This window comes from Youngimonas ophiurae (nom. illeg.) (genome assembly GCF_049803795.1).
Lineage (GTDB): Bacteria > Pseudomonadota > Alphaproteobacteria > Rhodobacterales > Rhodobacteraceae > Thalassobius.
The window spans coordinates 125,348-138,979 of the sequence record NZ_JBNAGJ010000002.1 but is presented as its reverse complement, the minus strand read 5'-3'; the positions used below and the strand labels follow the sequence as shown (position 1 = coordinate 138,979).

The 13,632-nt window shown below is 63.5% G+C and carries 14 protein-coding genes; 6 read left to right on the top strand and 8 right to left on the bottom strand.

The genetic code is table 11. The features are described 5' to 3' along the window. Positions 1 to 73: 73 nt before the first annotated feature. The 3 genes from argF to ACP15O_RS05085 form a co-directional block, all read right to left on the bottom strand. Positions 74 to 1,000 carry an ornithine carbamoyltransferase gene (argF, locus tag ACP15O_RS05095; protein ID WP_425094964.1) on the bottom strand — a complete coding sequence of 309 codons (927 nt, stop codon included), beginning with the start codon at positions 998 to 1,000 and terminating at the stop codon, positions 74 to 76. A 63-nt stretch (positions 1,001 to 1,063) separates the two neighbouring features. After that, positions 1,064 to 2,236: an aspartate aminotransferase family protein gene (locus tag ACP15O_RS05090; protein WP_425094963.1), complete on the bottom strand. Its 1,173-nt coding sequence runs from the start codon at positions 2,234 to 2,236 to the stop codon at positions 1,064 to 1,066. Positions 2,237 to 2,508: 272 nt separating this feature from the next. Next, positions 2,509 to 3,312, bottom strand: a complete 804-nt coding sequence (locus ACP15O_RS05085) for an ABC transporter permease (RefSeq protein ID WP_425094962.1) — start codon at positions 3,310 to 3,312, stop codon at positions 2,509 to 2,511. A gap of 133 nt (positions 3,313 to 3,445) precedes the next feature. Here ACP15O_RS05085 and ACP15O_RS05080 point away from each other — a divergent pair, with 133 nt between their 5' ends. Next, positions 3,446 to 4,033, top strand: a complete 588-nt coding sequence (locus ACP15O_RS05080; RefSeq protein WP_425094961.1) for a GcrA family cell cycle regulator — start codon at positions 3,446 to 3,448, stop codon at positions 4,031 to 4,033. Between the two features lie 71 nt (positions 4,034 to 4,104). On the opposite strand, the gene ACP15O_RS05075 is transcribed toward ACP15O_RS05080, so the two are convergent. From ACP15O_RS05075 to hrpB, 3 genes are all read right to left on the bottom strand, one after another. Then, a complete protein-coding gene (locus tag ACP15O_RS05075; protein WP_425094960.1) occupies positions 4,105 to 5,583 on the bottom strand; it encodes an inorganic phosphate transporter in 1,479 nt (492 codons plus the stop codon). Between the two features lie 86 nt (positions 5,584 to 5,669). Further along, positions 5,670 to 6,128 (bottom strand): NUDIX hydrolase, encoded by a 459-nt coding sequence (locus ACP15O_RS05070; RefSeq protein WP_425094959.1) that lies wholly within the window; start codon positions 6,126 to 6,128, stop codon positions 5,670 to 5,672. Between the two features lie 88 nt (positions 6,129 to 6,216). After that, positions 6,217 to 8,685, bottom strand: a complete 2,469-nt coding sequence (gene hrpB, locus ACP15O_RS05065) for an ATP-dependent helicase HrpB (RefSeq protein ID WP_425094958.1) — start codon at positions 8,683 to 8,685, stop codon at positions 6,217 to 6,219. A gap of 141 nt (positions 8,686 to 8,826) precedes the next feature. Between hrpB and meaB the strand changes: the two genes are divergently transcribed. From meaB to ACP15O_RS05045, 4 genes are all read left to right on the top strand, one after another. Continuing rightward, the gene (gene meaB, locus ACP15O_RS05060) at positions 8,827 to 9,807 is read left to right on the top strand and encodes a methylmalonyl Co-A mutase-associated GTPase MeaB (protein WP_425094957.1); all 981 of its coding nucleotides are present in this window, start codon (positions 8,827 to 8,829) and stop codon (positions 9,805 to 9,807) included. Between the two features lie 151 nt (positions 9,808 to 9,958). Further along, on the top strand, positions 9,959 to 10,246 hold the full coding sequence (gene rpmB / locus ACP15O_RS05055; protein WP_425094956.1) for a 50S ribosomal protein L28: 288 nt from the start codon (positions 9,959 to 9,961) through the stop codon (positions 10,244 to 10,246). A gap of 130 nt (positions 10,247 to 10,376) precedes the next feature. Then, positions 10,377 to 10,727 (top strand): hypothetical protein, encoded by a 351-nt coding sequence (locus ACP15O_RS05050; RefSeq protein WP_425094955.1) that lies wholly within the window; start codon positions 10,377 to 10,379, stop codon positions 10,725 to 10,727. A gap of 39 nt (positions 10,728 to 10,766) precedes the next feature. Next, positions 10,767 to 11,264: a copper chaperone PCu(A)C gene (locus ACP15O_RS05045; protein WP_425094954.1), complete on the top strand. Its 498-nt coding sequence runs from the start codon at positions 10,767 to 10,769 to the stop codon at positions 11,262 to 11,264. Between the two features lie 88 nt (positions 11,265 to 11,352). On the opposite strand, the gene ACP15O_RS05040 is transcribed toward ACP15O_RS05045, so the two are convergent. Continuing rightward, the gene (locus ACP15O_RS05040; protein ID WP_425094953.1) at positions 11,353 to 12,045 is read right to left on the bottom strand and encodes an NAD-dependent deacylase; all 693 of its coding nucleotides are present in this window, start codon (positions 12,043 to 12,045) and stop codon (positions 11,353 to 11,355) included. Positions 12,046 to 12,087: 42 nt separating this feature from the next. Here ACP15O_RS05040 and ACP15O_RS05035 point away from each other — a divergent pair, with 42 nt between their 5' ends. Beyond that, complete coding sequence (locus ACP15O_RS05035; protein WP_425094952.1) at positions 12,088 to 12,525, top strand: low molecular weight protein-tyrosine-phosphatase; 438 nt, start codon at positions 12,088 to 12,090, stop codon at positions 12,523 to 12,525. Here ACP15O_RS05035 and ACP15O_RS05030 read toward each other — a convergent pair. After that, the gene (locus ACP15O_RS05030) at positions 12,522 to 13,388 is read right to left on the bottom strand and encodes a branched-chain amino acid aminotransferase (protein WP_425094951.1); all 867 of its coding nucleotides are present in this window, start codon (positions 13,386 to 13,388) and stop codon (positions 12,522 to 12,524) included. The two genes, ACP15O_RS05035 and ACP15O_RS05030, sit on opposite strands and share 4 nt — an antisense overlap. Positions 13,389 to 13,632: the final 244 nt, after the last annotated feature.

Below are 13,632 nucleotides of genomic sequence, written 5' to 3'. Positions count from 1 at the left end.
AATACTCCGGGGGAGCCCGAAAGGGCGGGGGCAGCGCCCCCACTATACCCCCAGAACTATATCCCCCAAAAAACTATACCCCCAGACACCAGCGCATCACGGCCTTTTGCGCATGTAGGCGGTTTTCAGCCTCATCGAAAATCACCGAATGCGGCCCGTCCATGATTGCGCTGGTTGCCTCTTCGTCGCGGTGCGCGGGCAGGCAATGCATGAACAGCGCGTCGTCCTTGGCATGGCGCATCAGCGCGTCATTTACCTGATAGGGGCGCAACTGGTTGTGACGCCGCTCGCGGGCCGATTGCGGATCGTGCATACTGACCCAGGTGTCGGTGACCACCAGATCCGCCCCCGAGACCGCCTCGACAGGATCGCGGATGATTTCCACCGCCGAGCCCTTGGCGCGGGCCTGTTCAATGAATCCCATTTCCGGGTCCAGCGGCTCGGGGCCGGTAAAGGTCAGGTCAAACCCGAATTGCCCGGCGGCATGGGCAAAGCTGGCGAACACGTTGTTCCCGTCGCCGCACCAGACCACTTTCTTACCCGCGATGGGGCCGCGATGTTCCTCATAGGTCAGGATATCGGCCATGATCTGGCACGGGTGCGTGCGGTTGGTCAGCCCGTTGATCACGGGGACGCTGGCGTATTCGGCCATTTCGTGCAGGGTCTGTTCCTCGAACGTCCGGATCATGATCAGGTCCACATAGCGCGACAGCACACGGGCGGTATCGGCGATGGTCTCGCCATGGCCCAGCTGCATGTCGGTGCCCGACAGCACCATCGTCTGCCCGCCCATCTGGCGCACGCCCACGTCAAAGGAAACGCGGGTCCGGGTGGAAGGCTTTTCAAAGATCAGCGCGACCATGTGATCCTTGAGCGGCTGCTCGGCATCCAGTGCGCCCTTGGGCTGGCCTTTGCGCGCGTCTTTCATGGATTTGGCAGCGTCGATCATGCCCCGCAGCTCGGCGGGGTCAGTGGTGTGAATATCAAGGAAGTGTTTCATAATATACGTCTTTTCGGTGTCAGGCCGAGGCAGGGCTATGCACGATCGGCCGGGGTGTTTGGGTCAGGTTTCCAGTTGCGAGGCCGCCGCGTTCAGCCGGGCGATCGCCTCGCTTATCTCGTCTTCCGAGATGTTCAGAGGCGGCAGCAGGCGGATCACGTTATCCGCGGCGGGGACGGTGATGACCTGGTTGTCATAGCCTGCATTCACCACGTCGATATTGGGGGCTTTGCACTTGATCCCCAGCATCAGGCCGGTGCCGCGCACGCTGTCGAACACATCGGGATGCGCGGCCACCAGCCCTTCCAGCGCCTGGCGCATCTGGCCTGCGCGGGCATTGACGGTTTGCAGAAATTCAGGCGTGCAGACCTGGGCCATGACGGCGCTGCCCACGGCGCAGGCCAGCGGGTTGCCGCCGTAGGTGGAGCCGTGCGTGCCGGCGGTCATGCCGCTGGCGGCCTCTTCGGTGGCCAGCACCGCGCCCAGAGGGAAGCCGCCGCCGATGCCCTTGGCCACCATCATGATGTCCGGCGTGATGCCCGCCCATTCATGCGCGAACAACTTGCCGGTCCGGCCGACGCCGCATTGCACCTCGTCCAGGATCAGCAGAATGCCCGCATCGTCGCAGATCTGGCGCAGGGCCTTCATTTCCGCATCGGGAACGGGGCGGATGCCGCCCTCGCCCTGCACGGGCTCGATCAGGATGGCGGCGGTTTTATCGGTGATGGCATCGGTCAGCCCGTCCATGTCGCCAAAGGTCAGGTGGACAAAGCCCGGCAGCAGCGGGCCGAACCCCTTGGTCATCTTTTCGGTGCCCGCCGCCGCGATCCCAGCCGAGGACCGCCCATGGAATGCCCCGTCGAAGGTGATGATCTCAACTTTCTCGGGCTGGCCTTTGTCGTACCAGTATTTACGGGCCATTTTCACCGCCAGCTCGCACGATTCCGTGCCCGAGTTGGTAAAGAACACGGTATCGGCAAAGCTGTTGTCCACCAGTTGATCGGCCAGTTGCTGCTGCTGAGGGATCTCATAGAGATTAGACACATGCCACAGGGTCTGGGCCTGATCGGTCAGCGCCTGCACCAGCGCGGGGTGCGCGTGGCCCAGGGCGTTCACGGCAATGCCCGCGCCCAGATCCAGAAAACGTCGGCCGTCTGCCTCGATCAGCCACGAGCCTTCGCCCTTCACGAACTGAAGCGGCGCACGGTTATAAGTCGGCAGGACAGACGGGATCATAGGTGGATCATCCTTGTTCCAAAGAGAAATCCTGAGGTTGCATTCACAGGATCGGGTGTCAACGATTTTAGGGGGGTGGGCCGCAATTGGCGGCGGATCAAAGGCTGCGGGACGTCAGACGTGGGTACGTCGGCGTCGAATCGAGACGATATCTGCGCGTTTGATCATGCAGGCCAGATACCCGAGCAGCAGAGAAATGCAAAGGTTTTTCTGGCAGGCCGCACAGATGCAAAGGCACGAGCTGGCGCTGCGCGCGGTCTGGGCCAGGCAGGTCAGGCCTTCAGGCGATACCCCGTCCGGAACATAAGCCAGGCCATCAGGGCAACCACGCAGGTAAAGCCTCCGGCCACGGACAGGCCCAGCCAGGGCGAGCTGTCAGACACCCCCAGCACCCCATAGCGCACCCCGTCGATCAGATAGAAAATCGGGTTGAAATGGGTCAGCAGCTGAATGCCCGCTGGCAGCGCCTGAACCGAATAAAACGTCCCCGACAGGAATGCCAGAGGCGTGACAATGAAGTTGGTGATCGCGGCCATCTGATCGAATTTATTGGCAAAAACACCGGCGACGACTCCGATTGCGCCCAGCATCCCGGCGCCCAGAATGACAAAGATCAGCGCCCACACAGGATGCGCGATCTGAATGCCCAGCACCAGATACAGCCCCGCGGCAATGGCCAGCGCCACACACAGCCCGCGCGCCACGCCGCCCAGGATATAGCCCAGAACCAGCTCTAGCGGGGACAGAGGCGGCATCAGCGTGTCCACGATATTCCCCTGCACCTTGGAAATCACCAGCGAGGACGAGGTATTCGCAAAGGCATTCTGAATCACCGTCATCATCAAAATCCCCGGCGCGATGAAATGGGTGAAGGGCACGCCCATCACGTCGCCGCGCTGCTGCCCGATCGCGATGGTGAAAATCATCAAAAACAGCGCCGCCGTGGCCAGCGGCGCCAGCAGAGTCTGCGTCCACACCACCACGAACCGCATGACCTCGCGTTGGATCAGCGTCCATAGGCCCAGCCAATTCACCCGCCCGAAACGGCGCGTTCCCATCTGCATTTGCGGCTCCATGCTTTGTTCCTTTGCGATAGCGGCGGATTCGACGCCTTGTAACTCAGGCGTGGATCACTAAAATAGGGGGCAATCAAAAAAGTACAGGGGCGGCGCGCGTAAGCGAGGCCGCTTTTTATGGTAAGGAAACCGAATGTCCTGGACCGATGAACGCGTCGAACTTCTGAAGAAAATGTGGGGCGAGGGCCAGTCGGCCAGCCAGATTGCCAAGGAACTGGGCGGTGTGACCCGCAACGCGGTCATCGGCAAGGTGCATCGTCTGGGCCTGTCGAACCGCTCGGGCGGTGGAGGCGCCAAAGCCGAGGCCAAGGCCAAGCCCGCGCCCAAACCCGCCGCCGAGGCCAAGCCCAAACCCGCCCCCAAGCCTGCGCCAAAACCCGCAGCCGAACCGGCCGCCACCGAGCCCGCCGCAGCCCGCCCCGCCAATGTGACTCCGATCCGTAAGGCGATCATCCCGGCCGGGCAGCCTCTGCCGCCGCAGCCCTCGGCGAATGAAATCAGCCCCGAGGCGCTGGCCAAGGTCAATGAGGTGGAAAAGAAGGCCAAGAAGCTGGGCCTGCTGGAACTGACCGAGCGGACCTGCAAATGGCCCGTGGGCGACCCGGCCACCGATGATTTCTGGTTCTGCGGCCTGCCCGTGCAACAGGGCAAACCCTATTGCGAGGCCCATGTCGGCGTGGCGTTCCAGCCGATGTCCAACCGCCGTGACCGCCGCCGCTAAGGGCCGCGCATTCCGAATGCAAAAGGGGCCCGCAGGCCCCTTTTTGTTTTACGCGGGCTGATTTGTGCGGATCAAAGGGCGATCACGCCGTTCAGGATCAGGAAAATCACGGCCGACATCAGGGCAGCGGCGGGCACGGTGATCACCCAGGCCGCGACGATGGTCATGAAATGCGACCGGCGCACCAGTTTGCGGCGGCGGCGTTCCTCGGGGGCGATGCGCTTGGCTGCGGGCCGGCCGGCGGCCGAGTTGCGCAGCCGTCGCTCGGCGTGCCATTCGCGGAAGAAGCCCACACCGAACACCCCGCCCACCGCGATATGGGTCGAACTGACGGGCAGGCCCAGCCAACTGGCCACGATCACGGTGATCGCCGCCGACAGCGCCACGCAATAGGCGCGCATCGGGTTCAGCTTGGTGATCTGACTGCCGACCATGCGGATCAGCTTGGGGCCAAACAGGAACAGCCCGAACGAAATCCCGAAAGCGCCGATCACCATGACCCAGGTCGGGATCAGAACCTTGGCTTCGAAGGCATGGGATTTTGAGGCATGAACGATGGCCGCCAGCGGCCCGACCGCGTTGGCCACGTCATTGGCCCCGTGCGCAAAGCTGAGCAACGCGGCGGACAGCACCAGCGGCATCCCGAACAGGATTTTCAGGGATTTGTTGCGGTTCTCCAGCCCTTCGGATTGCTTGCGGATCAGAGGGGCGGAGATCGCATAGGTCAGCGCTCCGGCGATCAGCCCGATCAGCAGCGCGGTTTGCAGGTCGATTTTGACGATCCGCTTCAGCCCCTTCAGCGCCAGATAGCTGGCAAAGGCTCCGGCCATGATTCCCACCAGAACCGGCACCCAGCGGCGCGCGGCGGCGATTTTGTCGTCCTGATAGATGATCTTGGCCTTGATGAACGCCAGGAATGCGGCCGCAATCACCCCGCCCAAAACCGGAGAAATCACCCAGCTGGCCGCGATTTTACCCATCGTGGGCCAGTTCACGGCGGCAAAGCCCGCCGCGGCGATCCCGGCGCCCATGACGCCTCCGACGACGGAATGCGTGGTGGACACGGGCGCGCCCACCCAGGTGGCCAGGTTCACCCACAGGGCCGAGCTGATCAGCGCCGCCATCATCGCCCAGATAAAGACTGTGCTATCGGCCATGCCCGCCGGGTCAATGATCCCCTTTGAGATGGTCGAAACCACGTCGCCTCCGGCCAGCAGGGCGCCCGCGCTTTCGCATAGGGCGGCGATCACGATCGCACCGCCCATGGTCAGCGCGTTGGCGCCCACGGCGGGGCCCATGTTGTTGGCCACGTCATTCGCGCCAATGTTCAGAGCCATATAGGCCCCAAAAACCGCAGCCGCGACGACCACCAGATTTACCGGGAATTGCCCGAACAGCACCGCCGCAGCCAGACCGGCCACCACAATAAAGGCCAGCGCGATCCCAGGTGCCACCAATGGCCGCGAAACATAGGATGTGGCGTATTCGATCTGGGAAATCCGGCCCAGATCCTTATCCAGAGTGGTCCACTCTTTTTTGTTGGATGACATGTTATCCCCCTCAGGCTATCGCAAACGGCCCTAGACAGGGCGCTCGCCTGAGGCAAGAAAATTGTCATAAAATTTTCGTAAAACTGTTACAAATCCAGCAGGATCGCCTTCAGGCCCGGTTCTGCCACCAGCTGGGCGGCCTTGTGCGGCTTCATCCATTTGCGTTTGCGTTCGTCAACCTCGGGGTAGGCATCGACGATCTTTTCCACGCGGACAACATAGACCTGTGCCTCGACCGGGGCCGGAGCGCCGCTGTCCATGACTTTATCATAGGTAAAGCTGCCAATGGGGGTGGGGTCCACATCGCCCTTTTTGACGCCGGCCTCTTCCCAGGCTTCGGTCATTGCGGCCTCATGGGCGCTGATGCCGTCGATGGGCCAGCCTTTGGGGATAATCCAGCGCCCGGTCCCGCGCGAGGTGATCATCAGAACGCGCAGGTCATCGCCTTTTCCACGCAGGCACAGCGCAGCAACCTGCAACAATCGGGGGCGCGAAATCAAAGGTTGGACCATATCCACCCATGCCTTCTTGAGGCCATCATTCATCTGTCGTCCTGCTCGCTCGTTCGCCTGTTGTATGGGCAATGTATATACGTTTTGTAACAGAAATGCAAAACCCTTAAAGCATGGCCTGCTAATTGCCGCGTCTTTTGGCCCGCAGGGTCGGGTCGGCCTGGGTGGGGTCTTCGGGCCAGGGGTGTTTGGGGTAACGCCCGCGCATGTCCTTGCGTACATCGGCATAAGAGCTGGCCCAGAAGCCGGGGATGTCCATGGTCGTCTGCACGGGCCGCCCAGCCGGAGACAGCAGCGTCACCCGCAGAGGCTGCCGCCCCACCATCGGGTGGCTGGTCTGGCCGAACATTTCCTGAAGACGCAGGCTGATTTGCGGGGCCTCGCCGCCATAGTCGATGGGGATTTTGCGCCCCAAAGGCGTGGTGAAATGCGCCGGGGCGGCCTGATCCAGCGCCTGCATCTGGTTCCAATCCAGCATCGCGCGCAGGGCCGGCAGCAGATCGAACTTTTTCCAGTCGGCGGCGTTTTTCACCCCGGTCAGATGCGGAAGCAGCCAGGTTTCTATGCTCTCTAGCAAGGCCCGAGGCGACATGTCGGGCAGATCGTGCCCGGCGGCGCGGATCAGCTGCACCCGAGCAACAAACCGTTGCGCGGCATCGCTGAGGATCATCCCCAGATCGCGGACGCCCTCCAGCATGGCCTGGGCGATGGCCTCGGGCGGGGCGTCTTTCCAAATACGGTCATCCAGGGCGATCGCGCCCAGCATTTCGCGCTGTCGGGCCACGACGCGCCGGTCGCGTTTGGACCAGGCGCAACTGTCCTGCCAGGTGATCTGATCGGCGAACTGGCTGCGGATTTCTGCCTCGGAAATCTGGATCGCCTGCCGGATCTTGGCCTCGCGCGGGTTGCCGTCGGTGTCTGTCACGACAATCAGCCGGGCCGAGGCCAGCGGGTCATGATCATCCAGCACCGCGCCCTTGCCGCCCGACAGAATATAGCGCGGCACGTCACCTTTGCGGCGCAGGCCGATACGGTCGGGATAGGCCAGGGCGGCGGTTTCGGCGGGGCCGAGCCGGGTGGTCTGCTGCCCCTTGATCTGTCCACGCAGGCGTTTGGCCTCGGCGCGGATACGTTCGATGACGCCGCGATTTGGGGCATAGGGGCGGGTGTCGGCGAAGCGGCGCGGATCGCGCAGCGCTTCGAGCCGCAAGGCCAGGTCCACAGGCGCGGAAAAGGGCAGGGGATCACGCTCTGCCAGCAGGGCCGCCAGATCCGCCGCGCCGGGGCCGGCAATCGTCAGCATATGGGCCAGACGCGGATGTAAGGGCAGCTTGGCCAGGGCCTTCCCATGAGGGGTGATCCGCCCCGCCCCGTCCAGCGCCCCCAGCATTTTCAGCAGGGCGGTGGCCTCGGCATAGGTGCCGGGATTGGGCGGTGTCAGCAGGGGCAGCTCATCGGGGGTGGCCCCCCACAGGGCCAGTTCCAGCGCCAGACCGGCCAGATCGGCAGCCTCGATTTCCGCCGGAGGGAAGGGCAGCAGCCCGCCCTCTTCGCCCTTTGTCCATAGCCGATAGCAGGTGCCCTTGGCCACGCGGCCCGCCCGGCCCGCGCGCTGGGTGGCCTCGGCGCGGGTGACGCGTTCGGTGACCAGCCGCGACATGCCGCTGCCCGGATCGAACCGCGCGCGCCGCGCCCGGCCGGCATCCACCACGACCCGCACGTCCTGAATGGTCAGCGAGGTTTCCGCGATCGAGGTGGCCAGCACCACTTTGCGCCCGGTCTGCGCGGGCCGGATTGCGGCGCGTTGGGCGGCGAACTCCATGGCGCCGAACAGAGGAAAGACGCTGCAATCGGCGGGCAAACGCCCCTTCAGCCCGGCCTGAACCCGGCGAATTTCCCCCTCGCCGGGGAGGAAGACCAACACGCCGCCCTGGGTTTCGGAGCCCTGGGTTTCGGATACCGCGCGGGCGATCAGATCCACCACCGAGGGTTCGAGCCGGGCGCGTTTGTCCAGCGGGCGCTCCAGATGCACCAGATCCACGGGAAAACTACGCCCTTCGGAGGTAATGATCGGCACATCGCCCATCAGGGCGGCCACCGGCGCGGCATCCAGCGTGGCCGACATCGCCAGCAGGGTCAGATCGTCGCGCAGTGCCTCCGCAACCTCAAGGCACAGGGCCAGGCCCAGATCGGCATTCAGAGAGCGTTCGTGAAATTCGTCAAAGATCACCGCGCCGATGCCCGTCAGTTCCGGGTCTGATTGCAACATGCGGGTCAGGATGCCCTCGGTGACCACTTCGATCCGGGTGCGGGCCGAAACCTTGGCCTCACCGCGGACGCGGTAGCCCACGGTCTGGCCGGGGCGTTCGCCCAGGGTTTCGGCCATGCGCTCGGCGGCTGCGCGGGCGGCCAGGCGGCGGGGCTCCAGCATCAGGATTTTGCCATCCGTCAGCCCGGACTCAAGCATCGCCAGCGGCACCACGGTTGTCTTGCCCGCGCCGGGCGGGGCCTGCAATACAGCGCGGCCCCGGCGTTCAAGCGCCGAGATCAGCGGGTCCAATGCGTCATGGATGGGCAGCTGTGTCTTCATCCCCCGCTTATCGGCAATGGGCGCGCGCACGGCAAGAGGGCGCGCACCGTTCAGGCCCAGTGGACAACGCGGCGGACAAAACGGCTGGACAATAAGGCCTTGATCAAGGCATGTACTCGCCCGAACAATCGGGACGGTGCCATGGATATTGAACAGCTGAGCGACAAGATCATTGCAGGCGAGCGGCGCGCCCTTGCGCGGGCCATCACCCTGGTCGAAAGCAGCCGCCCCGACCATCGCACTCAAGCGGCTGCCCTGATCGAGACCTTGGCGCGGAAATCCGACAAACAGGCGGTTCGTATCGGCCTGTCCGGCACGCCGGGTGTGGGCAAATCCACTTTTATCGAAAGCTTCGGGATGATGCTGACGGGGCAGGGGCTGAAGGTTGCGGTGCTGGCGGTGGATCCGTCCTCGGCGCGGTCTGGGGGCTCGATCCTGGGGGATAAGACCCGGATGGAGCGGCTAAGCCGCGATCCCAATGCCTTTATCCGGCCCTCGCCCAGCCAGTCGCATCTGGGCGGCGTTGCGCGCCGCACCCGCGAGGCCGTGGCGATCTGCGAGGCGGCGGGCTTTGACGTGGTGCTGATCGAAACCGTGGGCGTGGGCCAGTCCGAAACCGTTGTGGCCGAAATGTCGGATCTGTTCATCCTGCTGCTGGCTCCGGCCGGCGGGGACGAATTGCAGGGCGTCAAACGCGGCATCATGGAAATGGCCGATATTATTCTGGTCAACAAGGCCGATGGCGATCTGAAACCGGCCGCCATGCGGACCTGTGCCGATTATGCCGGGGCTCTGCGTCTGTTGCGCAAACGTCCGCAGGATCCCGATGGTTTCCCCAAGGCAATGACGGTTTCGGCGCTGGAAGAGGACGGGCTGGCCAAGGCCTGGGAAGAAATGACCACCCTGACCGATTGGCGCCATGAGGCGGGGCATTTTGCCGGCCGTCGTGCGGCCCAGTCCGAATACTGGTTCGCAGAAGAGGTGCGCCAGGGCCTGCTGGCCCGGCTGGAGCGCGAACCCCTGAAGGGGATGATGGCCCAGCTGGGCGCGCAGGTGGCGCAGGGGCAGGCCACGCCTTCGGGGGCGGCGGCCGAGATTCTGGCGCTGATGCAGCAGGGCTGAGGCGAAACCGCGCGCGAATTCCCACGGCCCCCCTTGACGCGCCAGGTGATTCCGCCTAATGACGCCGGACGGAATTCAGGGCGCTGCCTTTGCGGCGTCCGTTTATGTTGTAGGGGCCACTAGTTCCCCTGATCGAAACGAGGATAAACACATGGCGCGCCGCTGCGAACTGACCGGTAAAGGCCCGATGACTGGCAACAATGTCAGCCACGCCAAAAACAGAACTCGTCGCCGGTTCCTTCCGAACCTGAACGACGTTACCCTGCAATCAGAGACCCTGGGTCGTGGCGTGAAGCTGCGCATCTCGGCGGCTGCTCTGCGTTCGGTGGACCACCGCGGTGGCCTGGACGCCTTCCTGGCCAAGGCCAAGGACGAAGAGCTGTCGGCAAATGCTCTGAAAGTCAAAAAAGAGATCGCGAAAGCCCAGGCAACCGCCTAAGGCTCCGTCTCGGACTGATGCAAACAGCCCTTCCGGTTCCCGGCGGGGCTGTTTTCGTTTGCCTGCTGACTGGGGCACGAGGCGTTTTGACGCTTTCACATCGTGGCTGGCGGGCCTATATCTGGCGGGCATGAAAACATTCTGGCGCGCATATCTGGGCATTGCCCTGGCCTTGATGCTGACCCTGACCGGTCAGTCGATGGCGATTGCGCGCGGGACACCTTCGGCCTCGGGTGAAATCATCCTGTGTACCGGAACGGGTCCAATTTCGGTGCTGGTGGATGCAAACGGCCAACCTGTCGGTAAGCCGCATATCTGCCCGGACTGTGCGCTGTCTGTCTTTGCCGCCTTGGGCGAGGAACCCCCACAAGTTTTGCGTCCCGTGGGTCAGGTGACCGCCCTGCGGATCGAGCGTGGCAGCCATGAAACCGTCCGCCGGGGGATTGTTGCAAAGGCTCGGGGGCCGCCCTCTTTCGTTTGATTTCCAAGACTTTATCAGACTGAAAAAGAGGACAGACATATGTCATTCAAGACCACTTTGCTGGCGGCTGCGGCTGCTGTTTCCATTGCCTTGCCCGCCGTAGCCGGGGGGATCATGGTGCAAGACCCCTATGCGCGGGTGTCCGCGAGAATGTCCAGTTCGGGCGCGGCCTTTATGGTGATCGAGAATCACTCGGGGCAGGAGGACCATCTGATCGGCGCTTCTTCGGATGTGGCCGACAAGGTTGAGCTGCATACGCATAAGGAAGATTCAAACGGCGTGATGCGCATGATCCACGTCGAAGAGGGGTTTGTACTGCCCAAGGACGGCAAGATCATGATGGCCCGCGGCGGGCATCATGTGATGTTCCTGGGGCTGAAAGAGCCTTTGCAGGACGGGGATATGGTGCATGTGACGCTGGAGTTTGAAAAAGCGGGCGCCGTTGAGGTGGATGTGCCCGTGGATCTGAAGCGCAAGCCCGCGCATGGGAAGATGAACCATGGGGGAATGATGCAGGGGCAGAAAATGTCGAACTGAGGGGGCGGCGAACGCCTCTTCTCAGGCGGGCAGGCCCGCTTTCGTCGAGACGTCAAAGCCGGCCCTGCGGGTCGGCTTTGCGCATTTTTCAGGGGGTGAGCTGGGCGGCGACCCAGGCCGGGACAATCTGGCTGGCTGCTCCGAAGTGGGTCTCGGCGAAGTCCGAGACGACGGCGGAGGGTTCGAGGTTCAGCTCGACCGTGTGGGCGCCGTGGCGGTCCGCATCCTGCACGAAGGCCGCCGCCGGGTAGACATTGCCCGAGGTTCCGATGGCGGCAAACAGATCGGCCTGGCGCAGGTGATCCCAGATCCGATCCATGAAGTAGGGCATTTCGCCGAACCAGACGACATCGGGCCGTGCGGTGGGGGCATTGCACGACGGGCAGGGGGTTTTTGTGGTCATATGTGGCGGCGCGTTCCAGCGGTGGCCGCATCCGGCACAGAGCGCCCCGTCCAGCGTGCCGTGCATATGCAGGACATTTCGAGAGCCTGCGGCCTCGTGCAGGGCATCCACGTTCTGGGTGACGATCAGGACTTCGCCGGCGAAATCGCGTTCCAGCCGGGCCAGGGCGTGGTGGGCCGCGTTGGGCACGGCCTGGGCGGCCTGCGTTCTGCGCGCGTTATAGAAGTCGTGAACCAGGGTGGGGTTGCGGGCAAAGCCCTCGGGGGTGGCGACGTCCTCGATGCGGTGCTGCGCCCACAGGCCGTCCTCGTCGCGGAAGGTGCCCAGCCCGCTTTCGGCAGAGATCCCTGCGCCGGTCAGGATAACAATCTTTTCCATGGTGCCTCCTTGCGGTAACAGTTTGCCCAGAAGGAGAGCCAGATGACCACCCGTATCCTGTTTGTTTGCCTTGGAAATATCTGCCGGTCACCCGCAGCCGAGGGGGTGGTGCGGGCGATGGCGCCTGAATTGGTGCTGGACAGTGCCGGCACGTCCGATTGGCACAGCGGCGAGCCCCCTTATGGCCCGATGCAGGGGGCTGCCAGCGCGCGTGGCTATGATCTGTCCGGGCTGCGGGCGCGTCAGCTCCGGGCGCAGGACTTTCTGGATTTCGATCTGATCATGGCGATGGATGAGGACAATCGGGCCAATATCGAGGCTCTGCGCCCGGCGGGGAATGGCACGCCAGTCCATCTGTTTGCAAAATACGCTGAGGGCCAGGGTCTGCGCGCGGTGCCCGACCCCTATTACACGCGTGATTTCGATGGGGTTCTGGACCTGATCGAAGAGGCCGCGCGCGGGATGCTGGCGCAGCTTTAGGGCTGGCCGGAATGCGCCCAGTCCCAGTATAGCGCGCGCGCCCGTTTGGTGATGGGGCCGAGCGCGTATGTGGTTTCGTCGAAGGCAGTCACCGGGGTTACCTTGTTCATGTTGCCGGACAGGAACACCTCGTCCGCACTGTGAAAATCATCAAAGCTTAGCACGCATTCGTGGACGGCGATCCCATCCGCCCGCAGGTTTTTGATGTGCCGCGCGCGGGTGATCCCGGCCAGGAAAGTGCCGTTGGCGATGGGGGTAAAGACCTCGCCATCCTTGACCATAAAGGCATTCGCGGTGGCGCTTTCGGCGACATTGCCCATCGCATCCGCGACCAGCGCATTGCCAAAGCCCTTGGCCCGCGCTTCGGCCACCATGCGGGCGTTATTGGGGTAAAGGCAGCCGGCCTTGGCATTGCACACCGCGTCCTCCATCACCGGGCGGCGGAACCGGGTGCGGGTCAGGGTGGTGCTGGCCTCGGGGGCGGCCATGGGGATTGCTTCGAGCGAGATGGCAAAGCCGGTGGCGTCCGGTTTGGGCGCAATGGCCGAGGCATCGCCCTCGATCGCCCAGTACATCGGACGAATATAGACGGCCTCGCCCTTGGTAAAGCCGCGCAGGCCGTCATGCACCATTGCAACCATGTCTTCGGTTGTAACCGTCGGGGTCATCATCAGCGCCTCGGCCGAGCGGTTCACACGGGCGCAATGGGCCTCCAGATCCGGGGTCAGCCCGTCAAAGAACCGCGCGCCGTCAAACACGTTGCTGCCCAGCCATGCCCCATGATCGGCGGCGTTCATCACCGGCAGATCGCCCTGATGCCAGGTGCCTTTGAAATAGGTGCGGATGTTATTGCTGAGTGCCATTGTCGTGCTCCTTTGGGCGCAGGCTACGGGCGGGGCTGGCCAGGGTCGATACCGTAGTTTGACGGGGTTCTTGACCCAAGGAATGCCATCGCGAATGCCAAGCCCTACTTAGACCAAAGAGAGTTTTCATACGGCGATTTGTTTTGCTGCTGTCCGTCTGCGTGTCCGGGGACGGGCGGCACCACGGTGTATCACACGCGCCCGCTGCTGGTCGATCAGGGAGAGCCGTGAATGGTACGGCACC